The organism is Sphingopyxis sp. GW821-FHT10B01, assembly GCF_059415685.1.
Genome location: NZ_JBWKNS010000002.1, coordinates 98,943 through 120,809, shown reverse-complemented (window position 1 = coordinate 120,809; position 21,867 = coordinate 98,943). Strand labels below are relative to the sequence as shown.

The following is a 21,867-nucleotide window of genomic DNA, read 5'->3' as shown; positions in this document are numbered from 1 at the left end:
GGCCGGCCGGCCATTAAATTGACTTTAACGACCTTTCTTTACAGACAATGGCCTCGAAAACATCATTCGGCAGCCGGGATTACGGGAGGCTGGCCGAGCGGGGGCCCGAAATTTGTTCCAGCGTCACGAACCCATCGCGGGCATGTCCGGCAATGCGGCCGCGCTCACGATGTCGCAAGCGATCCCGCTGCGGCGCGCCGATTCGGTTACCGAACCGCATCTGGGCTGGCGCGACCGGCTGGCGCAGCTCGACCTTGTTCCCGACCTCGGCGACAATATCGGTTCGGCGATATGGTGGCGCGGCCTCGCGACATTAACCCTGCTCTGCGGAACGGCGATCGCAACCTTCCCGGGTATCCAGCCGCTCGAGATCGGCGGGACGCCCGCACTCGACGCTGCCGACTTCAACGAGGCGCGCGCGCAGATGATCGTGCCGCTGGCGTTCGGCGGTGACACCGGGCGGCATATGGCGGCAACCGATGCGGTCCGTCCGCTGACGCAAACCCCTGAACGGCCGCAGATCGAACTGACCGCGACATTGGGCAGCGGCGACAGCTTTGCCCGCCTGCTCGAACGCTCGGGCGTCGGCGGCAGTGAGGCACAAGCGCTGGCGAATCAGGTTTCGGGCGCGGTTCCGCTCGCCGATATCGCGCCCGGCACACGCATCGACCTGATTCTCGGGCGCCGCGCCGCGCGGACGATGCCGCGTCCGGTCGAGGCGCTGGCGATGCGCGCGCGGTTCGACCTGCGCATCGAGATGGAGCGCGCGGGCGACCGGCTGGTGATGCGGCGCATCCCGATCGTGGTCGACACGACTCCGCTGCGCATTCGCGGCCGGGTTGGCGACAGCCTGTATCGCTCGGCGCGCGCTGCCGGAGCGCCGCCCGCGGCGATCCAGTCCTATCTGCGCGTCGTCGGCAAACAGATTTCGGTCGGCAGCGACATTCGCGCGGGCGACGAATTCGACATCATCGTCGATTACCGCCGCGCCGAAACGGGCGAGAGCGAGACGGGCAAGCTGCTCTATGCGGGCCTGATCCGTGGCGGCAAATCGAAACTGTCGATGCTCGAATGGAATGTCGACGGCCGCACGCAATGGTTCGAGGCGTCGGGTGTCGGCGAACAACGCGGCGGCATGGCACGGCCGACGAACGGCCGGGTCACCTCGACCTTCGGGATGCGGCGTCACCCGATCCTCGGATACAAGCGCATGCACAGCGGCATGGACTTCGGCGGCGGCTATGGCGCGCCTATCTATGCGGTGACCGATGGCATCGTGACGATCGCCGGACGCACCGGCGGTTTCGGCAATTATGTAAAGCTCAATCACGGCAACGGCCTCGGCACCGGCTATGGCCATATGAGCCGCATCGCGGTGCGGCCGGGCCAGCGCGTCAATCGCGGGCAAGTGATCGGCTATATCGGTTCGACCGGCCTCTCGACGGGGCCGCATCTGCATTACGAGCTGTATCGCAACGGGCACGCGGTCAATCCGTCGTCGGTGACCTTCGTCACGCGTGCGTTGCTCGAGGGCAAGGCGCTCGCCGATTTCCGCGCCCGCATCCGCGCGCTGACGTCGATTGCACCAGGCGCCGCGCTGACCCCGATCGCAGCCAAACAGGCGGCCGGGCCGAAGCTGGGCAGCCTCGCCGAGGTGGCGTCGAAGCGGGCGGGCGACGGGATCTGATGATTTCATCCTCTCCTCTTTAGAGGAGGGGCTTTAGAAGAACCATTTGCCCCGCGCCCGCACCCCGCTATGCACCCCGCATGACCCAAGCTGCCTTTCCCGACCTGCGCCTCCGCCGCACCCGCCGCACCGGCTGGAGCCGCGCGATGGTGCGCGAAACGACCCTGTCGCCCCCGAACCTGATCTGGCCGTTGTTCGTCTGCGACGGATCGGGCACCGAAGAGCCGATCGCCAGCCTGCCCGGCGTGTCGCGCTGGTCGGTCGACCTGCTGATCGAGCGCGCGAAGGACGCCGTCGCCGCAGGCATCCCGTGCCTCGCGCTCTTTCCCTATACGCAGCCCGACCGGCGCAGCGCGGATGGCGGCGAGGCGCTCAATCCGGATAACCTCATGTGCCGCGCGACGGCCGCGATCAAACATGCGCTCGGCGACGATATCGGCGTGCTCACCGACGTCGCGCTCGATCCCTACACCAGCCACGGGCAGGACGGGCTGATCGACGATGCGGGCTATGTTCTCAACGACGAGACGGTCGAGGTGCTCGTCGGGCAGGCGCTCAATCAGGCGCGCGCCGGCGCCGACATCATCGCGCCCAGCGACATGATGGACGGCCGCATCGGCGCGATCCGCGCCGCGCTGGAGGCCGAGGGTTTCGGCCATGTCCAGATCATGAGCTACGCCGCGAAATATGCATCGGCCTTTTACGGCCCGTTCCGCGACGCGGTCGGCTCGCGCGGGCTGCTCAAAGGCGACAAGAAGACCTATCAGATGGACCCCGCCAACAGCGAAGAAGCATTGCGCGAGGTCGCACAGGACCTTGCCGAGGGTGCTGACAGCGTGATGGTGAAGCCCGGGCTGCCCTATCTCGACATCGTCGCGGCGGTGAAGGCGAATTTCGCGGTGCCGGTCTATGCGTATCAGGTGTCGGGCGAATATGCGATGATCGAGGCCGCCGCGGCCGCCGGCGCGGGCGACCGCGACGCGCTTGTTCTCGAAACGCTGCTCGCCTTCCGCCGCGCGGGCGCGTCGGGCGTGCTCAGCTATCATGCATTGCACGCGGCGCGGCTGCTTGGTGCGTGACAGCGTGACGGACGGCACCTCGCCGCGGCGTTGGCTGTTCGTGCTGACGATTCTCGTCGGCAGCTTTCTTCTGTTCCTTGTCCAGCCGATGGTCGCGCGGATGGTGCTGCCCAAGCTGGGCGGCGCCCCCGCGGTGTGGAACAGCGCGATGCTCGTCTATCAGGCGCTGCTGCTCGGCGGCTATGCCTATGCGCATTGGCTCGGGCGCTTCCCCGTGCGGCGCCAGGCGACCATTCACCTTGCGCTGTTCCTCGTCGCTGCGTTGTGGCTCCCGATCGGTATCGCACAGATATCCCCGCCGGGACCCGGGCAGGAGGCGCTGTGGGTTCCGTTGCTCCTGCTCGCATCGATTGGCCCTGTCTTTTTCGTCGTCTCGGCGCAGGCGCCCTTGATGCAGCGATGGTTCGCCGCGGACACGCGCGCCGGCGACCCCTATTATCTCTATGCCGCGTCGAACCTCGGCAGTTTTGCAGGGCTGATCAGCTATCCCGCGCTGGTCGAACCGACGATGCCGCTCGCCGTGCAAAGCTGGGGCTGGACGGCCGGCTACGCGCTGCTCGTTCTGCTGGTCGCAGGAACGGCGGCGGCGCGCTGGCACGGTGCCGCCGAGGCGCATGGGGACGCGGTCACCGCTGAACCGCGTCCGACGCTGCGCCGCCAGCTCCACTGGCTCCTGATCGCCGCGGTGCCATCGGGTTTGATGCTGTCGACGACGACGCATCTCACCACCGATATCGTCGCGATGCCCCTGCTCTGGGTGCTGCCGCTCGGCCTCTATCTGCTCAGCTTCGTCATCGCCTTTTCGACCCTGGCCCGGCCGATTCAGATCATCACCCTGATCGCGCCGGTCGTACTGCTTGCGGTCGGCGGGCTCGGCCTGTTGAGTTCGGGCGGCGGGTCGATGATGGTCGCGCTCGCCAGCCTTGCGATGCTCTTCGTCGCCGCAACGGCGCTGCACGGCTATCTCTATCACCTTCGCCCCGCGCCGCAGCATCTCACGCTCTTCTATCTCGTCATGTCGGCGGGCGGTGTGCTTGGGGGGTTGTTTGCGGCGCTCTTTGCTCCGTTGATCTTCGACTGGGTGTATGAGCATTCGTTGCTGATCCTCGCTGCCGCGATGCTGCTGCCGCTGCCGGCGCTCTTCCCGTGGGACAAATGGCTGGGCCTTGGGCCGCGACCGGCTCGCGTCGCCGCTTTGCTGTTCGTTGCGCTGGCGGCCTTCGCCTGCTGGCGCATGGTCGGCGGCTGGACGGGGCGGCTCGATGGCGCGGTCGCGGGTTGGGGTATTGCGATTTTCGTCTTCGGGTTGCTCGTCATCGGCTGGCGTTGGGCATATGTATCGGTTCTTGCGCTGTTGATGATCGGCGTCGGCGGCTGGGATACGATCCAGGAGAGTTTTACCGGCGCGCGTGTGCGGAGCTATTTCGGTGTTTACACCGTCACCGACTATCCGGCCGAGCATCAGCGCCGTCTCGCGCATGGCACGACGCTTCACGGATTGCAGCGTACCGACGCTGCACACCGGCGCGATCCGACCACCTATTATGGCCACCAGTCGGGGGTCGGGCTGACGCTCGACAAGGCCGAGGCGCTCGCGGGACCGAACGCGTCGATCGGCATTGTCGGGCTGGGGGCGGGGACGCTTGCCTGTTATCGCAAACCCGGACAGCGATGGACGATCTTCGAGATCGATCCGGTGATGGTCCAGATCGCGCGCAATCCGGCCAAGTTCACCTTCCTCTCGGATTGCGCGGGCGACACGCCGATCGTCATCGGCGACGCGCGGCTTCAGATCGCGAAACAACCGGCGGCGCGGTTCGATATCATCGTCATCGATGCCTTTTCGTCCGACGCCATTCCGCTGCACCTGCTGACAAAGGAAGCGATCGGTATCTATGCGCGCGCGCTGAAACCCGACGGGATCTTGCTGATCCATATCTCCAACCGCTTCTTCGGTCTCGAGCCGGTGCTGGCGGAGGAAGCGAAGGCGCGCGGCTGGGCGAGTGCTATCCGCATGGACCCGGGGCCGGTCGACGATGAATATGGCGACCTGACCGGGTCGAACTGGGTCGCGCTGACCGCAACGCCGCAACGGATGGCGCAATTGACCGGGGGCATCCGTCCGCGCAAGGATTCCGATGAGGATGGCGCGTGGGTGCGGCTCGAGGCGCGCGCGAATTTCGACCGCTGGACCGACGACTATGCCTCGACATTGCCGGTCCTGCTCTGGAACCATGTGATCGGAAACATCGAATGACCTATCCCGACGTCAGCATCATCCGCGTGAACGGCAAGATGCCGCAGATCGACCCCAGCGCGTTCATCGCGCCGGGATGCCGCATCATCGGCGATGTCGTGATCGGCCCCGATGTCAGCATCTGGTATAATTGCGTGTTGCGCGCCGACGTCAGCCGGATCGTGATCGGCGCGCGGTCGAACATCCAGGACGGCAGCGTCGTCCATTGCGACGGCCCGATGCCGCATCGTCCCGAAGGCTTTCCGACGATCATCGGCGAAGATGTTCTGATCGGCCATATGGCGATGGTCCACGGCTGCGTCCTCGCCGACCGGGCGTTCGTCGGGCTCAAGGCGACGGTGATGAACGGGTGCCGGATCGGCAGCGATGCGATGCTCGCCGCGGGTGCGCTCCTGACCGAGAACAAGGAAATTCCCGATCGCGAACTATGGGCTGGGGCCCCGGCGCGGCGCGTGCGCGACATCGACGATGCACAGGCGGCGGGCATGCAATTGGGCGTCGCGCATTATGTGATGAACGGCCGGATGCACAAGGCGGCGATCGAGGGGTAAGCTGATATCCCCTCCCGCTTGCGGGAGGGGGACAAGAAAAAGGGCGCCCCGGTCTCCCGAAGCGCCCCTTTTTGCTGCTTTAGCGATTAGCCGAGGTTGGCGTTCACCATCGCATAGAGCATCGGGATCGATAGCAGGGTGTTGGTCCGCGAAAAGATCATCGCGGTCTTTGCGGCCTTCGCCTTGGTCGCATCGTCGGCCTCGACGATACCGAGCGCCTTTTTCTGGTTCGGCCAGATCACGAACCACACGTTGAATGCCATGATCAGGCCCAGCCACATGCCGACGCCGATCAGCTTGTACGGATCTTGCAGCCCGAGCGCCGGCGCCAGATATTTGGCGTGACCGGCGATTGCGAGGCCCAGGACGACCGTTGCGGCGGCGGCCCAGCGGAACCAGAACAGCGCTGCGGGGGCGATATGCTTGCCGACGGCGGGTTTCAGTTCGGCCGGGATTTTCGGCATCGTCGGAATCTGGACGAAGTTGAAATAATAAAGCAGGCCGATCCACAGCACGCCAAAGAAGGTGTGCAGCCAGCGCATGATCGCGTTGCCCGCAGCGATCCCGTCCTCGAAATTCTGGCCGTTCAGGCACAGCATCAGGATGATTGCGAGCACGAGGCCCGCACCCAGCACGGCGTGCAGGTTTCCGAAAAATTTGTCCATTGCAGTTCCCCCTGTTTTATCCGGCGTGGGAAGCGACCCCGAGCCGATGATGCTCGCTATGCCAGCACCGGGGGCCGGACTCAACTTTTGTCGGTTGCAGCCTCTTCGGGGATGGCGAGGCCGTTCTTGAGCATGACGGGCACCTGGCTGAAGGTGAAGAGGAAGGAGAGGGCGGTGACGCCCCAGACCTTGATCGTCAGCCACAGGTCGAAACTCATCTGCTTCGCCTGGATCATCTCGTACATCACATGATTGGCGATACCGAGCACGGCAAAGAAGATCCCCCAGTTGCGCGACAGCAGCAGCCAGCCGCGGTCGGTGAGGCCTTCCAGCGCCGATTGCAGCAGATATTTGAGCATCGGCTTTTTGAACCACCAGCCGCCGAGGAGCAGCGCGGCAAAGGCCGCGTAAATGATCGTCGGCTTCATCACGATGAAGCGCTCGTCGTGGAACCAGATGGTCAGCGCGCCAAAGCCGATGACGAGGACGCTCGACATCCACAGCATCGGCGAAATCTTGCCGAGCTTCCACTTCGACACCACCATCGCGATGACGATCGCGACCATGAAGGCGATGGTGCCCTTGATCGCCGCGGTCGTCGCGGCGAACGCGCCTTCGCCGCCCGACGCGAATTTATAGGCAAGGAAGAAGACGAGCAAAGGCCCGAAATCGATCACGAAATTGAGCAGGCCATGCTTCGCCGGCGGCGGTGCCGGGACCGCCTCGGGGCCAGTGGGAAGCACGTCGCTCATCGGATATTTCCTGCAATAATGCCCGCAATCTCGTCGGCATCGAACGGACGAAGGTCGTCGATGGTTTCGCCGATGCCGATCGCGTGAATGGGGAGGGCGTGGCGCTCGGCGGCGGCGACAAGCACGCCGCCGCGGGCGGTGCCGTCGAGCTTGGTCATGACGAGACCGGTGACCCCCGCGACCTCGCGGAACACGTCGATCTGCGACAGCGCATTTTGGCCCGTCGTCGCGTCGAGCACGAGCACGACATCGTGCGGCGCGGCGGGGTTCAGGCGGCCGAGGACGCGCTTGATCTTGGCGAGCTCGTCCATCAGCTCGCGCTTGTTCTGCAGCCGCCCGGCGGTGTCGACGATCAGCACGTCGATGCCGGTCGCGGTCGCCTGCTTGACCGCGTCGAACACGATGCCGGCGCTGTCGCCGCCTTCGGGACCCGCCATGATCGGCACGCCGAGCCGTTCGGCCCAGACCTTCAATTGCCCGATCGCGGCGGCACGGAAGGTGTCGCCCGCGACGAGCATCACGCCATAATCCTGTTCCTGGAACAGGTGCGCGAGCTTGGCGATGGTGGTGGTCTTGCCCGATCCGTTGACCCCGATCACGAGGATGACCTGCGGGCGCGGAAAGGCGTCGATGTCGAGCGGCTCGGCGACGGGACGCAGCACCGCGGCGATCTCCTCGGCGACGACCTTGCGCAATTCCTCGGTGCCGTTCGCGGCGATGTCGCGGCGTTCGGCGAGGCGCTCGCGGATGCGGTCGGCCATCGCGGGGCCGAGGTCGGCGGTGATCAGCGCTTCCTCGATGCGGTCGAGATCCTCCTCGTCGAGCCGCGCCTTGCCGGTCAGCCCCGCGAGATTTTCGCCGAGCCGTTCCGACGTACGGCGAAATCCGCCGAGCAGCCGTTCGCTCCAGCTTTGGCCGGTCATGCCGCGATATCCTTTGCTTTGATGGGGGTGGCGATCATCCGGTCGCCGTCGCGCGCGGTCAGGCGCACGTCGATGATGGTGCCGGGCGCCGCGGGTGCGGTGAGCGTCAGGGCGGCAAAATTCGCGGCATGCCCGCTGACGCCGTCGCGCTCGACGAGCATCGATGCGGTGCGGCCGATCTGCGCATCGAGCCAGCCCTGACGCCGCCGTGCATTGGCCTCGCGCAGCCGCGCGGCGCGCTCGCGCGCGATGGTGCGACCGACTTGCGGCATCCGCGCGGCGGGGGTCCCCGCGCGCGGGCTGTAAGGAAAGATATGGCCGAACACGATGTCGCAATCGTCGATCAGCGCCAGCGAATTGGCAAACATCTCTTCGTCCTCGGTCGGAAATCCCGCGATCAGGTCGGCGCCGATGGCTATCTCGGGTCGCGCAGCCTGCAATCGCTCGATCAGCCGAACCGCGTCGGCGCGGCGATGGCGGCGCTTCATGCGCGTCAGCACCATATCGTCGCCGGCCTGCAGCGATAGATGCACATGCGGCATCACGCGCGCTTCCTGCGTCAGCAAGGCAAACAGCGCATCGTCGATCCGGTTCGGGTCGAGCGACGAGAGGCGAAGACGTTCGATGGGGAGTTCCAGCAGCGCCTCGACCAGCGCAGCGAGCGTCGCGCCGCTGTCGTCGCCATAGCTGGCAAGATCGACCCCGGTCAGGATGATTTCGCGCTGCCCGCGTGTCAGCGCGGTTTGCGCGGCTGCAACGACCGCATCGCCGCTCGCCGACCGCGCCGTACCGCGCGCGAGCACGGTGGCGCAAAAGGTGCAGCTATGCGAGCAACCGGTCTGCACGCCGAGAAAGGCGCGGGCATGGTCGGCGCCGGAGAGGGCGGGGGTGTAGGCGCGCGAACTGGCCGGAGAGATGCGCGCGGCGCCATAGCTCTCAGCCAATCCCTTGACATCGTTGCGCACCACCCGCGCGCCCATTGCGGCGAAACGCTCGGCTTCCAATTCCGCCGCGCACCCGGTCACCACGACCTCGGCCTCCGGCCGCTCGCGCAGCGCGCGGCGCACCGCCTGCCGCGCCTGGCGCACGGCTTCGTCGGTCACGGCGCAGCTGTTGAAGACGATCGTATCGCGGACGCCCGCCGCGCGCGCCGCAGCGCGGATTGCTTCGCCCTCGGCGATGTTCAGCCGGCAACCGAAATTGACGACCTCTTGCCGGTCGGCGAGGGAAGCGCTCATCCGAACTGCGCCCAGTCGGTCTCACCCTCGTATACGCGTGTCGCGGCGCCGCTCATCACGATCGGTTCGCCCGGCGTCCAGCGGATGATCAGGTCGCCGCCGGGCAGCGACACCGTCACCGGCGACTGGACCAGGCCCGCGCGGATCGCCGCGACCGCCGTGGCGCACGCGCCGGTGCCGCACGCCTGTGTCAGCCCGACGCCGCGTTCCCAGACGCGCAACTGCAACTGGTTCTCGCCGTCGAGGCTCGCGACATTGACGTTGACGCGTTCGGGGAACAGCGGGTCGGTCTCGATCCGCGGCCCCAGTTCGGCGAGCGCGACGGCATCGGCCTCGGGCACGAAGAAGATGATATGCGGATTGCCCACATTGACCGCGGCGCCATGTTCGAGCTCGTCCCACGCAACGGGCATGTCGCGCGTGTCCATCGGCATCGCGAGCGGGATATGCTCCCAGTCGAACAGCGGCTCGCCGAGCACGACTTCGGCGCCGCCGTCGGCGGGGGTGACGCGGAGCATCCCGCCCAGCGTCTCGATCACCGCCGGCTTGCCGATCAACGTCGCGACGCAGCGTGTCGCATTGCCGCACGCCTCGACCTCGCCGCCGTCGGCGTTGAAGATCCGCATCTTCACGTCTGCACTGGCGGAGGGTTCGAGCAGGATCAACTGGTCGCACCCGATGCCATGGCGCCGGTCGGCGATCGCATGCGCGCGCGCCGGCGTCATCTCGACGGCGCTTGTCCGCGCGTCGATGACGACAAAGTCGTTGCCGAGGCCGTGCATCTTGGTGAAGCGGTCTGCCATAGCTCGCGCATGTAAGGGCGCGCGGGCGCGAAGTCTAGCGATGCGGGGCGGAGCGCGACCGTGGTTGCCTATCTCTCCCCTCCCTGAAGAAGGGAGGGGAGAAGGTCAGGCGCTTTTGCGCAGCGGTTCGGCCACCGTCGTGTCGGAGCCCGTTCCGGGACTCGTCGGCGGCACCATCGGCACGCGAAGCAGGCCGCGGTCGGCGAGCAGCAGTTCGGTGTCGGCGGCCGACGAGGCGCGGCCGAAATACCAGCCCTGTCCCTTGGCGCAGCCGAGCCGTGTGAGCTCGATCGCGGTGGCTTCGTCCTCGACCCCTTCGGCGGTGATCGGCATGGCCAGACTTTCGCCCAGCCGCACGATCGCGACGACGATCGCTTGCGCATCGGGGCTGCCGCGCATGGCGGCGACGAAGCTGCGGTCGATCTTGATCCTATCGAAGGGGAGCGCCCGCAAGTGCGACAGCGAACTGTAGCCGGTGCCGAAATCGTCGAGGCTGAGCGACACGCCCTGATTCTTGAGGCTGGTGACGATCGAGCGCACCAGCGGCAGGTTTTCGAACAGCGAACTTTCGGTGATCTCGACTTCGAGCTGGCTGGCGGGGAAACCGACCTCGACGAGCAGCTTGGTGAGTTTCTGGCTGAACCAGGGGTCTTTCAGTTGCTGCGGCGAGATGTTGACCGCGAGCATGATCGACGGATCCCAGCGCTTGGCGATTTCCATCGCATCGCGGATCACCTGCAGCGACAATTCGCCGATCAGCCCGCTTTCCTCTGCCACCGGGATGAAGCGTTCGGGCGGAATCATGCCATATTCGGGTGATTCCCAGCGCATCAGCATCTCGAAGCCGATCAGGCGTCCGCTGGCGATATCGACCTGCGGTTCGAAATGCGGCACGAACTCGCCGCGCGGCATGCCGTCGCGAATGCCGGTTTCGATCTGGTTGCGGACCTGCACCGCCATTTCCATGCCCGCCTCGAACCAGCAGAAACGGTTCCGGCCTTCGTCTTTGCAATGATACATGGCGATGTCGGCCTGACGGACCATCGTTTCCATCGTCACGCTGGCATCGTTGGCGAGCGATATACCGAGCGACGCGCCGATGCGGATTTGCTGCCCGTCGTGCGTGACATTATTGTCGAGCGCTGCGACGAGTTCGGCCGCCAGCGCATCGATATCGGCGCGCGCCGCGGGCTCGAAGACCAGCATCGCGACGAATTCGTCGCCGCCGAGCCGTGCCTTGGTGGCATTGGGCGGCAGGACGGCGGAGATGCGCTCGGCCGCGACCTGCAGCACGCGGTCGCCGGCGACGTGGCCGTGGATGTCGTTGACGGTCTTGAAATGATCGAGGTCGAGCAGGAATAGTGCGACCTGGCGTTTTTCGGCGATGGCGTTTGCGATCTGCCGCTGCCCCGTCGCGAGCAAGGCCCGGCGGTTGAGGAAACCGGTCAGCGGGTCGGTGTCGGCAAGGTAGCGCGCGCGCTGTTCGGCCTCGGTGCGTTCGAGGATTTCGCGATTGAGGTCCTTGTAGCGGCGCCAGCCGAACAGGATCAGCGCGACGTTGAGAATGAGCGCCGTCGCCAGCGCGCGGTCGGGGCCGCCGCCGATGCCGATCAGCGCGCGGACAGCCGCCTGCATCACGTTGCTGCCCGTGCCCACGAACAGCAGAATAGCGGCGACAACGATGCCCCCTGCTATAATGTCCCGTTTGGCGCCCTCGCTGCGGTCGAATTGCTTTGGCGTCACTGTCATATCGATTTTCCCCACCATTGCAGTGGCTATGGAGGCAAAGCGGTGAAATTTGGGTTAAGTCCTCGGTCCGGGGGCAGTCCCCGGGAGGCTGCGGTTTCCCGAACGCTTGCTTTCGGCGGCGCTTTTGCGTAAAGGCCGCCGCGTCCGCGCGCATCTTGCGTTCGGGCATATCGACATCCGCGACGGAAACACTGTCCACGGATACCGCTGGTTGGCGAGGTTTCGCTCACCGGCGTGTTTTGCGTTGCGGGCGTCACAACCAAGGATTCTGGACTGTGTTCGATAGTCTGAGCAGCCGTCTTGGCGATGTTTTCGGGAAGCTCCGCGGCCGCGGCGCGTTGACCGAGGCCGACGTGCGCGCCGCGATGCGCGAAGTGCGAATCGCCCTGCTCGAGGCCGACGTCGCGCTGCCCGTCGTCCGCAGCTTCGTCGATCAGGTCACCGAACTCGCGATCGGGCAGAATGTCCTGCGCTCGGTCACCCCGGGGCAACAGGTCGTCAAGATCGTCAGCGACGCGCTGACCGAAATGCTCGGCTCCGAAACCGCCGAGCTCGAACTCGCCGTCACCCCGCCCGCCGTGATCATGATGGTCGGCCTGCAGGGCTCGGGTAAGACGACCACCACCGCGAAGATCGCGAAGCGGCTCAAGGAAAAAGAGCGCAAGAAGGTGCTGATGGCGTCGCTCGACGTCAATCGCCCGGCCGCGCAGGAACAGCTCGCCGTCCTCGGCACCCAGATCGACGTCGCGACCTTGCCGATCGTCGCGGGTCAGCAGCCGGTCGAGATCGCCCAGCGCGCACTGCAGGCAGCGAAGCTGCAGGGCTATGATGTCCTGATGCTCGACACCGCGGGCCGTCTCCACGTCGACCAGCAGTTGATGGACGAGATGCAGGCGGTGTCGCGCACGGCGAATCCGGCCGAAACCCTGCTCGTCGTCGACAGCCTCACCGGCCAGGACGCGGTGCAGGTCGCGCAGCGCTTCACCGACCAGGTGCCGCTCACCGGCGTCGTGCTCACCCGCATGGACGGCGACGCGCGCGGCGGTGCCGCGCTCTCGATGCGCGCCGTCACCGGCAAGCCGATCAAATTCGCTGGCACCGGCGAAAAGCTCGACGGGCTCGAACTCTTCCAGCCCTCGCGCATCGCGGGCCGCATCCTCGGTATGGGCGATGTCGTCAGCCTCGTCGAACGCGCCGCCGAGACGATCCAGGCCGAAGAGGCCGAGGCGATGGCGGCGAAGATGGCCAAGGGCCAGTTCGACCTCAATGATCTGCGCACCCAATTGAACCAGATGCGCCGCATGGGCGGCCTCGGCGCGCTCGCGGGGATGATCCCCGGGATCAAGAAGGCGCAGGTCGCCGCGGCGCAGGGCGGCGCCGACGACAAGATGCTCGTTCATTTCGACGCGATCATGGGGGCGATGACCCCCAAGGAGCGCGCGAAGCCCGAAATCCTGACCGCGAAGCGCAAGATCCGCATCGCCAACGGATCGGGCACGACGGTGCAGCAGGTCAACAAGGTGCTGAAGATGCATCAGGAAATGGCCAGCGCGATGAAGAAGATCCGCAAGATGGGCGGGCTCAAGGGGCTCGGCGCGCTGTTCGGCAAGGGCGGCGGCATTCCCGGAATGGGCGGCCCAGGTGGTTTTGGGGGCGGCGGCGGCGGCCTCCCCGGTCTCGGTGGAGGCGGGGGCATCCCGCCCGAACTCGCCAATCTGATGAATAAGAAGAAATAATCCAACCCGACTCTAAACATTAAACTCTGAAGGAAAATATCATGGCAACCTCCATTCGCCTCGCACGCGGCGGTTCGAAAAAGCGTCCTTATTACAAGATCGTCGTCGCCGATTCGCGCAGCCCGCGCGACGGCCGCTTCATCGAGCGTATCGGCAGCTACAACCCGCTGCTCGCCAAGGACAATCCCGAGCGCATCAAGCTCGACGCCGACCGCGCGAAGCATTGGGTTTCGGTTGGCGCGCAGCCGACCGACCGCGTCGCCCGCTTCCTCGACGCCGCTGGCGTGCTCGAGCGCGCCGCGCGCAACAACCCGAACAAGGCTGTCCCGGGCGAAAAGGCCAAGGAACGCGCCGAAGAAAAGGCTCAGAAGCTGGCTGACGCCGAAGAAGCTGCAGCCGCCGCTGCCGCCGCTCCGGCGCCCGAACCCGAAGCGGTCGAAGAAGCCGCTCCGGAAGTGGCCGCTGAAGAAGCCGCCGCTCCCGAAGCTGCTGAATCGGATGCGACCGGTTCGGTGAAGAGCGAAGAAACCGCCGAAGCGGTGGCCGAAGCCGTTGCCGACGAAGTCCCGGCCGAAGCGACCCCCGCCGACGCAACCGCGATCGCCGAAGAAGTCGCCGAAGGCGGCCCGGTTGCCGAAGAAGCGCCTGCTGCAGAAGCTGGCGAAGAAAAGGCAGAAGGCTAAGCCTTGGCCCACACCGACCGCCCCGTTACCCTCGCCGCCATTGCCGGCGCGCATGGGGTGCGGGGCGAGGTGCGCCTCAAGCTGTTCGGCGAAGGCGCGGAGTCTCTCCGCGCCTTTTCCGTTTTCGACGCTGGCGCACGCAAGCTGACCTTGAAGTCGGTGCGCCCCGCCAATCAGGGGGCGGTCGCGACCTTTGCCGAGGTGACCGATCGCAGTGGCGCCGAAGCGCTGCGCGGCACCCTCCTCACCGTCCCGCGCTCGGCACTGCCGCCGCTCGGCGAGGGTGAATATTATCATCACGACCTGCTTGGCCTGCCGTGCGTATCGACCGATGGCAGCGCGGTGGGCGAGGTCGTCGCGATCGACAATTTCGGCGCCGGCGACATCCTCGAAATCGCGAAGCCCGACGGCAAGCGCTTCATGGTGCCGATGAACGGCAAAGCCGTTCCCGAATGGGGCGAGCAGGTGGTGATTTCGCGCGACTATATCGAATGAGCCGGATCGCGGTTCTTTCGGATATCCATGGCAATCTCCCCGCGCTCGAAGCGTGCGTCGACGACGCAAAGCAGCGCGGGTGCGACACCTTCATCAATCTGGGCGATATCCTGTCGGGACCGTTGTGGCCGGTCGAAACCGCTGCCTTTCTGCGCCCGCTCGAATGGCCGACGATCGCCGGCAACCATGAACGCCAGCTGCTGACCCAAACGCGCGATCAAATGGGCGATTCGGACCGCTTTGCCGACGCTGCGCTCGGCGAGAGCGAACGCGCGTGGCTCCGGACGCTGCCGCCAGTGCTCGCGTGGCGGCCCGACATCTATCTGTGCCACGGGACGCTCGACAGCGATCTCGACTATATGCTCCACGACGTCGGCGAAGCGGTGGTGAACGACACGCCGCCCGATGCCGTCGCTGCGCGTGTGGCCGGACGGGGCGAAAAACTCATCCTATGTGGTCATACCCACGTCCCGCGGCAGGTGAGGCTGCCCGATGGGCGGACGGTGGCCAATCCGGGCAGCGTCGGGCTTCCGGCCTACGACTGGGACCGGCCGCACTATCATGTGATGGAAACCGGATCGCCCGCAGCGCGCTATGCGGTGGTCGACGGCGACACGCTCGATGTCGATCTGATCGCGGTCGCCTATGACCATGAAGCCGCCGCGCGCAAGGCCGAGGCCGAAGGCCGTGGCGATTGGGCGATCGCGCTGCGCACCGGCCGCGCCCGATAGCGATGTTGCGACGATCGGGCGCAAATGATAGCGCGATGACATCCTGAAGGGGGATTTCATGCGCCTGAAAACCGGACTTTTCTTCGCCGCCCTGCTCGTGGTGCCGCTTTCTGTGCAGGCGCAGGAGGTCGCCCCCCAAACCCTCGATCAACTGGCGCCAGAAATCGACGCGCTCTTCGCCAAATTTCAGGCCGAGCAGCATGTCCCCGGCGTCGTCTATGGCATCGTCAAGGACGGCAAGTTTGCCTATGTGAAGGGCATCGGGGTCCAGAATATCACCGACAAGCGCCCCGTCACCCCCGACAGCCTGTTTCGCATCGCCTCGATGACCAAGGCGTTCACCGCCTTGTCGATCCTCCAGCTTCGCGACGAGGGCAAGCTGCGCCTCGACGATCTCGCCGAACGCTATGTGCCCGAGATGAAGGGCTGGACCTATCCCACGACGGACAGTCCGCGCATCCGGGTGCGCGATCTGCTCCAGCATGTCGGCGGCTTCGTCACCGACGATCCGTGGGGCGACCGGCAGCAGGTGCTGCCGCAGGACGAATTCACGAAAATGATCGCGGCGGGCGTGCCGTTCAGCCGCGTGCCGCAGTCGGCCCACGAATATTCGAACTTCGGCTATGCGCTGCTCGGCCGGATCGTGGCCAATGCGTCGGGCATGCCCTACACCGACTATGTCCGGAAAACGATCCTGACCCCGCTCGGCATGACGAGCAGCGGCTATGACGCGCCGAAAGCGCCCAAGGCGCGCTACGCGCTCGGCTATCGCTGGGAAAACGACCGCTGGACCGCCGAGCCCGAAATGGTCGACGGCGCGTTCAACGCGATGGGCGGGTTGCAGGTCAGCGCCAACGATTATGCCAAATGGGTCGCCTTCCTGCTCTCGGCCTGGCCGGCGCGCGACGATGCCGACAAGGGCCCGGTCAAGCGCGCGACGGTCCGCGAAGTGGCACAGGGACTGAACTTCACCTCGGCGGTCAATCGCAACGGCGCGAGCGGCGCCGCGGCGTGCAAGCTGTCGAGTGCCTATGGCATGGGCTGGCGTGTCGCGCAGGATTGCGACCTCGGCCTGACGCTGGCGCATGGCGGCGGCTATCCGGGATATGGCAGCCATGTGATGCTGATGCCCGATCATGGCGTCGGGGTGTTCGCGCTGTCGAACCGCACCTATGCCGGGCCGTCGGGCCCGGCGTGGGACACGGCGGTTGCGCTGGACAAGGCGGGGTTGCTCGAGGCGCGCCCGGTACCGGTATCGGGCGCGGTTTCGGAGATGTTCGACGCGGCAAGGGCAGCTTATGCGGCGGGCGATCTCGCTCCGCTCACGGGCAAGCTCGCGATGAACTTCCTGCTCGACCGCTCGGCCGAAAACTGGGCGGCGGAGTTTGCGAAGCTCAGGATCGAGGTCGGTGCCTGCCCCGCGGCCGAACCGCTCGCGCCGACGGGGGCGATGTCGGCGACTTTCCGCCTGAACTGCGAAAAGGGGAAGCTCGACGGTGTGTTGCTGCTGGCGCCGACGACGCCGGTCACAATCCAGGCGCTGCGCCTGCGTGTCGTGCCGCCCGAAAACCGCTAGCGTTCACGGGGTGAGGCTTTTGCAAGGGACGGCCTCACCCCGTTTTCGCCCCGAACCCCTGATCGTTGGGGGGGGGGCAGGGTATCTTACCGCGCCCGCCGGGGCGCCACGCCGCAACGCGCCGCGACGCGGGTGAAGACGCTGTCCTCGCCGGGGGCGCTCGGCACCGCGATCCATTCGCCGAGGCGCCGGAAGGGGGTCGCGAGCCATTTGAGGCCGCGGGTGATATCGGCGCTGAAATGGTCATGACCTTCATTCCAGGCGCGCATGAACTGCTCGTCTTTCATCGTTCATCTCCTTTCGCTTGATGAGCAGAATATGCCTGTTCCTGCGCCGCGCCGCCAACAAAAGCCGTAGACCATGGCATAAGGCTGGCTTATAAGGTCGTATGGTCAGATTGCCGCCCCTTGCCGCCGTGCGAACCTTCGAAGCCGCCGGTCGTCTGGAGAATTTCTCGCGCGCGGCCGAGGAGCTGGGGCTGACGCAGGCGGCGGTCAGTTATCAGATTCGCCAATTGGAGGACCGTCTCGGCCGCGCGCTCTTCGTGCGCGAAAAGGGGCGGGTGCGGCTGTCCGAAACGGGGCAGCGCCTGCTTCCCGCGATCAGCAACGCCTTCGCCTCGATGGGCGATGCCTTCGCCGCGCTCGGCAGCGACGAGGCCGATGTGCTGACGATCAGCGCGATGACGACCTTTGGCGGCACCTGGCTCAGCGCGCGCATCGGCGGGTTCCAGCTCGCCTATCCCGATCTTGCCGTGCGCATGCTGCTGAACAATGAACTGGTCGATTTCGACGCCACCAACGTCGACGTCGCGATTCGGGTCGGCCGCGGGCTCTGGCCCGGCCTGCGCACCGACTTTCTGTACCGCAGCCATATCACACCCATCTGTGCGCCCGCATTTCTCGAGGTGAACCGCATCGCGGCGCCCGCCGACCTGCTTCGCGTCGACCGGCTGGCGCCCAACGACCCATGGTGGGCGGGCTGGTTCGCCGCCGCGGGCGTCGGCACCGTCCCGCCGCAACAACGCCGCGGCATCGAACTCGATAGCCAGCTGCAGGAAGCGAGCGCAGTGCAGGGCGGATACGGCATAGCGCTGATGACGCCGCTGCTCTGGCGCGCCGAACTCGACGCCGGACGCCTCGTTCAGCCCTTCGATACGCTCTACCAGCCGGGGACCGCGCATTATCTTGTCCACCGCGAAAACCGCGTCGGGGTACGCAAGATCGAGCGCTTCCGCGAATGGCTGCACGCCGAAATGGAGAAGGATCGCCACCTGATCCCCGGGGCGCTATGGGAGCCGCTCGGCTGAATCGCCTCGACGCGCGTGCGCGCAATGTATATACGCGATGTATATACGGAGTCCGCTATGACCAAAGAGTATCGCGCCAAAGTCTTCAAATCGGGTAACTCGCTTGCACTGCGGCTGCCCAAGGCGCTCGGCATTGAGGAGGGAGCGGAGATGATCGTCCGCGAAGACCGCGGAGAGTTCCGCTTCGAACCAGTCGACAAATCGAAAGCAAAGATCGACATTAGCGGCTTTTGGGGCAAGGCGCCTTGGCTCAAGGTTCCGCCGCGTGAGGATTTCGAGGACCGTCCCAGTGAGATTGCCGCACGAGAGGCCGCTGCGAAGGCTAAGTCCGGACAGTGATTCGGTATCTGATGGACACCGATTGCGCTGTCTACGCAATGACGGCGCAGTTCCCGGCTCTTGGTGAGCGATTGTCCAACTGCGCACCTGGCGAGGCGGCCATATCGGCCGTCAGTTTTGCGGAAGTGGCCTTGGGGTCAGGGCGGGGCAAGCCGCCGCCGACGGAAATTCTCGAGGCGTTCGTGCGGGTGATTCCGATCTTGCCATTCGACGCGGCAGCGGCGCGTGAGTATGCTAAATTGCCGTTCAGACGCGCGCGTTTCGACAGGTTGCTTGCCGCGCATGCACTGAGCATCGGCGCCACCGTGATCACGAACAACGTAGCCGACTTCGCTGACGTACCGGGGCTTTTGGTGGAAAATTGGACCTTGCCATGACCTTCACCGCCATTCCCCTGACTCTCTATCCCGACATGTTCCCCGGCCCGCTGGGGCACAGCATGGCGGGGCGCGCGCTCGAAAGCGGCACATGGTCCTGCGCGCCGGTGCAGATCCGCGACTTCGCCACCGACAAGCATCGCACCGTCGACGACACGCCTGCGGGCGGCGGCGCGGGGATGGTGCTCAAGGCCGATGTGCTGGCGAGCGCGATCGATCATGCCGCTGCGGCGAATCCCGACCTGCCGATCCTCGCGATGACGCCGCGCGGGGCGCCGGTCACGCAGGCGCGGATTCGCCAGCTTGCGGCGGGTCCGGGCGCAATCATCCTTTGCGGCCGGTTCGAGGGTTTCGACGAGCGGATTTTCGACGCGCGGCCGATCGAGCAGGTGTCGATGGGCGACATCATCCTGTCGGGCGGCGAGATGGGGGCGCTGCTGCTGCTCGACGCTTGCATTCGGCTGCTTCCCGGCGTAATGGGCGCGGCTTCAAGCGGTGATGACGAATCGTTCGAAAACGGTTTGCTCGAATATCCGCACTATACCCGGCCTGCTATGTGGGAAGGGCGCACGATCCCCGAAGTGCTGCGATCGGGGGATCATGCGAAGATCGCGGCCTGGCGGAAACAACAGGCGGAGGATCATACACGGTTACGCAGGCCGGACCTTTGGGAGCGTCATATCGATGCTCGGGCCCGACCTGCCTCTGGCGCGCGGCGAAAAGAAAAGGACTAGAGGACATGAACCTCATCCAGACGATCGAAGCCGAAGAAATTGCCAAAGCGGCAAAGACCATTCCGACCTTCCGTCCCGGCGACACGCTGAAAGTCGGCGTGAAGGTGGTCGAAGGCGAACGCACCCGCGTCCAGAATTTCGAAGGCGTGTGCATCGCACGCTCGAACAAGGGCATGGGCTCCAACTTCACCGTGCGCAAAATGTCGTTCGGCGAAGGTGTCGAGCGCGTGTTCCCGCTCTATTCGCCCAACATCGACAGCATTACCGTCATCCGCAAGGGTGCCGTGCGTCGTGCGAAGCTTTACTATCTTCGTGGCCGCACAGGTAAATCGGCGCGTATTGCGGAGCGCCGCGATTACCGGCCGGAAGCCAGCGAGGGCTAAGGGAGAGTTTCCCGACCCCAAGCGAAAACAGCTTTCCAAAACGACCGGTTCCGCCAAGGCGCAGAACCGGTCGTTTTTATTTGGGCAAAGCGAAATTGATGCAGCAGTCCCCGTCATTGCAGCCGACACGGCGCGCCTTCATCGGCGCGGCGCTGGCGTTTGGGGCGTTTGGGGCGTTCGGCGTGTCCGGACCGGCGATGGCGGCAACCGGCGCCCAACGGCTGGTCACCGCTGCGCGGAAACAGGTTGGCGTTACGCTGCGCTACGATCCAGCCTATACCGTTCTCGCTTTCCCGAACGGCGATGTCGATCGCGCCAAGGGCGTGTGCACCGACGTCGTCATTCGCGCCTTCCGCGATGCGCTGGGGCTTGACCTCCAGGCCCTTGTAAACGCCGACATGCGCGCCAATTTTGGGGCTTACCCGAAAAACTGGGGGCTGGGGCGTCCCGACCGCAACATCGACCATCGGCGCGTTCCCAATCTCGCGACCTTCTGGCGGCGGCAGGGCGCGTCCCTGGCGGTTACCGACAATCCCGCCGACTGGCGGCCGGGCGACATCTTTACCCAGATGGTGGGCGGCCGTCTGCCGCACACCGGCATCGTGTCCGACCGCAAGGATACGACCGGCGTGCCGCTCGTCCTCCACAATATCGGTGGCGGGACGCGCGAGGAGGATGCGCTGTTCGACCACAAGCTGACCGGCCATTTTCGCTGGAAAGTCTGAATTACCGAAACATTTTCAACCGAGTTCTTGCCTTGAGGAGTGAGTAAATGGGTTATCGTATCGTTGTCGCCGGAGCCACGGGCAATGTCGGGCGCGAAGTGCTCGCCATTCTCGCCGAGCGCGAATTCCCGATCGACGAACTGGCGGTGGTCGCCTCGTCGCGCAGCCAGGGGCTCGACGTCGAAATCGGTGACACCGGCCGCACTGCCAAATGCCAGAATATCGAGAATTTCGACTGGGCCGGCTGGGATATGGCGATTTTCGCGATCGGCAGCGAAGCGACCGCGATCCACGCCCCCAAGGCGGCGGCCGCGGGCTGCGTCGTGATCGACAACTCGTCGCTCTATCGCATGGACCCCGACGTGCCGCTGATCGTGCCCGAGGTGAACCCCGACGCGATCGACGGCTATAAAAAGCGCAACATCATCGCGAACCCGAACTGCTCGACCGCGCAGATGGTCGTCGCGCTGAAGCCGCTCCACGACGCCGCCAAGATCACGCGCGTCGTCGTCTCGACCTATCAGTCGGTGTCGGGCGCGGGCAAGTCGGGCATGGACGAGCTGTGGAACCAGACGCGCCAGATCTTTGTCGGCGACGAGAAGGACATCCAGAAGTTCACCAAGCAGATCGCCTTCAACGTCATCCCGCACATCGACAGCTTCCTCGACGACGGGTCGACCAAGGAAGAGTGGAAGATGGTCGTCGAGACCAAGAAGATCCTCGATCCCAAGATCAAGGTCACCGCGACCTGCGTACGCGTCCCCGTCTTTGTCGGCCATTCGGAAGCGATCAACATCGAGATGGAGAATGAGCTGTCGGCCGAGGACGCCCAGCGCATCCTGCGCGAAGCGCCCGGCGTCGTGCTTCACGACAAGCGCGAGGACGGCGGCTACATCACCCCCGTCGAATGCGTCGGCGATTTCGCGACCTTCGTCAGCCGCGTCCGCGACGATTCGACGGTCGAGAACGGCTTGAACCTCTGGTGCGTTTCGGACAACCTCCGCAAGGGTGCGGCGCTGAACGCGGTGCAGATCGCCGAACTTCTGGGACGGCGGCATTTGAAGAAGGGCTGATT

General features: G+C 65.5%; 22 protein-coding genes and 1 pseudogene. 16 read left to right on the top strand and 7 right to left on the bottom strand.

The features are described 5' to 3' along the window. The first annotated feature begins 112 nt into the window (after nucleotides 1-112). The 4 genes from AC07NV_RS04960 to AC07NV_RS04945 all read left to right on the top strand — a co-directional run bounded on the left by AC07NV_RS04960 (nucleotide 113) and on the right by AC07NV_RS04945 (nucleotide 5,574). Nucleotides 113-1,687: a peptidoglycan DD-metalloendopeptidase family protein gene (locus AC07NV_RS04960; RefSeq protein ID WP_495165242.1), complete on the top strand. Its 1,575-nt coding sequence runs from the start codon at nucleotides 113-115 to the stop codon at nucleotides 1,685-1,687. An 80-nt stretch (nucleotides 1,688-1,767) separates the two neighbouring features. Next, nucleotides 1,768-2,766: a porphobilinogen synthase gene (gene hemB, locus AC07NV_RS04955; protein ID WP_495165241.1), complete on the top strand. Its 999-nt coding sequence runs from the start codon at nucleotides 1,768-1,770 to the stop codon at nucleotides 2,764-2,766. A gap of 4 nt (nucleotides 2,767-2,770) precedes the next feature. Further along, nucleotides 2,771-5,023 (top strand): spermidine synthase, encoded by a 2,253-nt coding sequence (locus AC07NV_RS04950; RefSeq protein WP_495165240.1) that lies wholly within the window; start codon nucleotides 2,771-2,773, stop codon nucleotides 5,021-5,023. Then, the gene (locus tag AC07NV_RS04945; protein WP_495165239.1) at nucleotides 5,020-5,574 is read left to right on the top strand and encodes a gamma carbonic anhydrase family protein; all 555 of its coding nucleotides are present in this window, start codon (nucleotides 5,020-5,022) and stop codon (nucleotides 5,572-5,574) included. The genes AC07NV_RS04950 and AC07NV_RS04945 overlap by 4 nt, the downstream gene beginning before the upstream one ends. Before the next feature lie 86 nt (nucleotides 5,575-5,660). Here AC07NV_RS04945 and AC07NV_RS04940 read toward each other — a convergent pair whose 3' ends face one another. From AC07NV_RS04940 to AC07NV_RS04915, 6 genes are all read right to left on the bottom strand, one after another. Then, entirely contained in the window at nucleotides 5,661-6,239 is a 579-nt protein-coding gene (locus AC07NV_RS04940) for a urate hydroxylase PuuD (RefSeq protein ID WP_495165238.1), read from the bottom strand. An 80-nt stretch (nucleotides 6,240-6,319) separates the two neighbouring features. Continuing rightward, the gene (locus AC07NV_RS04935) at nucleotides 6,320-6,991 is read right to left on the bottom strand and encodes an inner membrane-spanning protein YciB (RefSeq protein WP_495165237.1); all 672 of its coding nucleotides are present in this window, start codon (nucleotides 6,989-6,991) and stop codon (nucleotides 6,320-6,322) included. After that, nucleotides 6,988-7,914 carry a signal recognition particle-docking protein FtsY gene (ftsY, locus tag AC07NV_RS04930; protein ID WP_495165236.1) on the bottom strand — a complete coding sequence of 309 codons (927 nt, stop codon included), beginning with the start codon at nucleotides 7,912-7,914 and terminating at the stop codon, nucleotides 6,988-6,990. The genes AC07NV_RS04935 and ftsY overlap by 4 nt, the downstream gene beginning before the upstream one ends. Next, the gene (locus tag AC07NV_RS04925) at nucleotides 7,911-9,152 is read right to left on the bottom strand and encodes a MiaB/RimO family radical SAM methylthiotransferase (RefSeq protein WP_495165235.1); all 1,242 of its coding nucleotides are present in this window, start codon (nucleotides 9,150-9,152) and stop codon (nucleotides 7,911-7,913) included. The genes ftsY and AC07NV_RS04925 overlap by 4 nt, the downstream gene beginning before the upstream one ends. After that, nucleotides 9,149-9,955 carry a diaminopimelate epimerase gene (gene dapF, locus AC07NV_RS04920; protein ID WP_495165234.1) on the bottom strand — a complete coding sequence of 269 codons (807 nt, stop codon included), beginning with the start codon at nucleotides 9,953-9,955 and terminating at the stop codon, nucleotides 9,149-9,151. The genes AC07NV_RS04925 and dapF overlap by 4 nt, the downstream gene beginning before the upstream one ends. Nucleotides 9,956-10,060: 105 nt before the next feature. Beyond that, nucleotides 10,061-11,704, bottom strand: coding sequence for a putative bifunctional diguanylate cyclase/phosphodiesterase (locus tag AC07NV_RS04915; protein WP_495165233.1), 1,644 nt, complete (start codon nucleotides 11,702-11,704; stop codon nucleotides 10,061-10,063). 275 nt (nucleotides 11,705-11,979) lie between these two features. Here AC07NV_RS04915 and ffh point away from each other — a divergent pair, with 275 nt between their 5' ends. The 5 genes and pseudogenes from ffh (at nucleotide 11,980) to AC07NV_RS04890 (ending at nucleotide 16,925) form a co-directional block, all read left to right on the top strand. Beyond that, nucleotides 11,980-13,440, top strand: a complete 1,461-nt coding sequence (gene ffh / locus AC07NV_RS04910) for a signal recognition particle protein (RefSeq protein ID WP_495165232.1) — start codon at nucleotides 11,980-11,982, stop codon at nucleotides 13,438-13,440. 41 nt (nucleotides 13,441-13,481) lie between these two features. After that, nucleotides 13,482-13,937: pseudogene (gene rpsP, locus AC07NV_RS04905) on the top strand (30S ribosomal protein S16); the annotation flags it as partial. 189 nt (nucleotides 13,938-14,126) lie between these two features. After that, entirely contained in the window at nucleotides 14,127-14,618 is a 492-nt protein-coding gene (gene rimM, locus AC07NV_RS04900) for a ribosome maturation factor RimM (protein ID WP_495165231.1), read from the top strand. Next, nucleotides 14,615-15,349, top strand: coding sequence for a metallophosphoesterase family protein (locus AC07NV_RS04895; RefSeq protein WP_495165230.1), 735 nt, complete (start codon nucleotides 14,615-14,617; stop codon nucleotides 15,347-15,349). The genes rimM and AC07NV_RS04895 overlap by 4 nt, the downstream gene beginning before the upstream one ends. A 58-nt stretch (nucleotides 15,350-15,407) precedes the next feature. After that, nucleotides 15,408-16,925, top strand: coding sequence for a serine hydrolase domain-containing protein (locus AC07NV_RS04890; protein ID WP_495165229.1), 1,518 nt, complete (start codon nucleotides 15,408-15,410; stop codon nucleotides 16,923-16,925). A gap of 86 nt (nucleotides 16,926-17,011) precedes the next feature. Here the strand turns inward: AC07NV_RS04890 and AC07NV_RS04885 are convergent, their stop codons facing one another. After that, nucleotides 17,012-17,212 carry a hypothetical protein gene (locus AC07NV_RS04885; protein ID WP_495165228.1) on the bottom strand — a complete coding sequence of 67 codons (201 nt, stop codon included), beginning with the start codon at nucleotides 17,210-17,212 and terminating at the stop codon, nucleotides 17,012-17,014. A 128-nt stretch (nucleotides 17,213-17,340) separates the two neighbouring features. Here AC07NV_RS04885 and AC07NV_RS04880 point away from each other — a divergent pair, with 128 nt between their 5' ends. The 7 genes from AC07NV_RS04880 to AC07NV_RS04850 all read left to right on the top strand — a co-directional run bounded on the left by AC07NV_RS04880 (nucleotide 17,341) and on the right by AC07NV_RS04850 (nucleotide 21,865). Further along, the gene (locus AC07NV_RS04880) at nucleotides 17,341-18,234 is read left to right on the top strand and encodes a LysR substrate-binding domain-containing protein (protein ID WP_495165227.1); all 894 of its coding nucleotides are present in this window, start codon (nucleotides 17,341-17,343) and stop codon (nucleotides 18,232-18,234) included. Between the two features lie 57 nt (nucleotides 18,235-18,291). Next, the gene (locus tag AC07NV_RS04875; protein WP_495165226.1) at nucleotides 18,292-18,573 is read left to right on the top strand and encodes an AbrB/MazE/SpoVT family DNA-binding domain-containing protein; all 282 of its coding nucleotides are present in this window, start codon (nucleotides 18,292-18,294) and stop codon (nucleotides 18,571-18,573) included. Between the two features lie 11 nt (nucleotides 18,574-18,584). Further along, the gene (locus AC07NV_RS04870; protein ID WP_495165225.1) at nucleotides 18,585-18,950 is read left to right on the top strand and encodes a type II toxin-antitoxin system VapC family toxin; all 366 of its coding nucleotides are present in this window, start codon (nucleotides 18,585-18,587) and stop codon (nucleotides 18,948-18,950) included. After that, a complete protein-coding gene (gene trmD, locus AC07NV_RS04865) occupies nucleotides 18,947-19,684 on the top strand; it encodes a tRNA (guanosine(37)-N1)-methyltransferase TrmD (protein WP_495165224.1) in 738 nt (245 codons plus the stop codon). Before AC07NV_RS04870 ends, trmD begins: the two co-directional genes overlap by 4 nt. Nucleotides 19,685-19,689: 5 nt before the next feature. Then, entirely contained in the window at nucleotides 19,690-20,067 is a 378-nt protein-coding gene (rplS, locus tag AC07NV_RS04860) for a 50S ribosomal protein L19 (protein ID WP_056345487.1), read from the top strand. Nucleotides 20,068-20,165: 98 nt separating this feature from the next. After that, nucleotides 20,166-20,792 (top strand): DUF1287 domain-containing protein, encoded by a 627-nt coding sequence (locus AC07NV_RS04855; protein WP_495165223.1) that lies wholly within the window; start codon nucleotides 20,166-20,168, stop codon nucleotides 20,790-20,792. A gap of 47 nt (nucleotides 20,793-20,839) precedes the next feature. Next, the gene (locus tag AC07NV_RS04850; protein ID WP_495165222.1) at nucleotides 20,840-21,865 is read left to right on the top strand and encodes an aspartate-semialdehyde dehydrogenase; all 1,026 of its coding nucleotides are present in this window, start codon (nucleotides 20,840-20,842) and stop codon (nucleotides 21,863-21,865) included. Nucleotides 21,866-21,867 lie beyond the last annotated feature (2 nt).

Bases quoted from the DNA above. Each gene is read 5' to 3' on its own strand.
- AC07NV_RS04925 (WP_495165235.1), bottom strand. From the start codon at position 9,152: ATGAGCGCTTCCCTCGCCGACCGGCAAGAGGTCGTCAATTTCGGTTGC.
- AC07NV_RS04875 (WP_495165226.1), top strand. From the start codon at position 18,292: ATGACCAAAGAGTATCGCGCCAAAGTCTTCAAATCGGGTAACTCGCTT.
- AC07NV_RS04915 (WP_495165233.1), bottom strand. From the start codon at position 11,704: ATGACAGTGACGCCAAAGCAATTCGACCGCAGCGAGGGCGCCAAACGG.
- AC07NV_RS04935 (WP_495165237.1), bottom strand. From the start codon at position 6,991: ATGAGCGACGTGCTTCCCACTGGCCCCGAGGCGGTCCCGGCACCGCCG.
- AC07NV_RS04850 (WP_495165222.1), top strand. From the start codon at position 20,840: ATGGGTTATCGTATCGTTGTCGCCGGAGCCACGGGCAATGTCGGGCGC.
- trmD (WP_495165224.1), top strand. From the start codon at position 18,947: ATGACCTTCACCGCCATTCCCCTGACTCTCTATCCCGACATGTTCCCC.
- ftsY (WP_495165236.1), bottom strand. From the start codon at position 7,914: ATGACCGGCCAAAGCTGGAGCGAACGGCTGCTCGGCGGATTTCGCCGT.
- AC07NV_RS04885 (WP_495165228.1), bottom strand. From the start codon at position 17,212: ATGAAAGACGAGCAGTTCATGCGCGCCTGGAATGAAGGTCATGACCAT.
- AC07NV_RS04855 (WP_495165223.1), top strand. From the start codon at position 20,166: ATGCAGCAGTCCCCGTCATTGCAGCCGACACGGCGCGCCTTCATCGGC.
- AC07NV_RS04945 (WP_495165239.1), top strand. From the start codon at position 5,020: ATGACCTATCCCGACGTCAGCATCATCCGCGTGAACGGCAAGATGCCG.
- AC07NV_RS04895 (WP_495165230.1), top strand. From the start codon at position 14,615: ATGAGCCGGATCGCGGTTCTTTCGGATATCCATGGCAATCTCCCCGCG.
- AC07NV_RS04940 (WP_495165238.1), bottom strand. From the start codon at position 6,239: ATGGACAAATTTTTCGGAAACCTGCACGCCGTGCTGGGTGCGGGCCTC.
- AC07NV_RS04890 (WP_495165229.1), top strand. From the start codon at position 15,408: ATGCGCCTGAAAACCGGACTTTTCTTCGCCGCCCTGCTCGTGGTGCCG.
- dapF (WP_495165234.1), bottom strand. From the start codon at position 9,955: ATGGCAGACCGCTTCACCAAGATGCACGGCCTCGGCAACGACTTTGTC.
- AC07NV_RS04870 (WP_495165225.1), top strand. From the start codon at position 18,585: ATGGACACCGATTGCGCTGTCTACGCAATGACGGCGCAGTTCCCGGCT.
- hemB (WP_495165241.1), top strand. From the start codon at position 1,768: ATGACCCAAGCTGCCTTTCCCGACCTGCGCCTCCGCCGCACCCGCCGC.
- rplS (WP_056345487.1), top strand. From the start codon at position 19,690: ATGAACCTCATCCAGACGATCGAAGCCGAAGAAATTGCCAAAGCGGCA.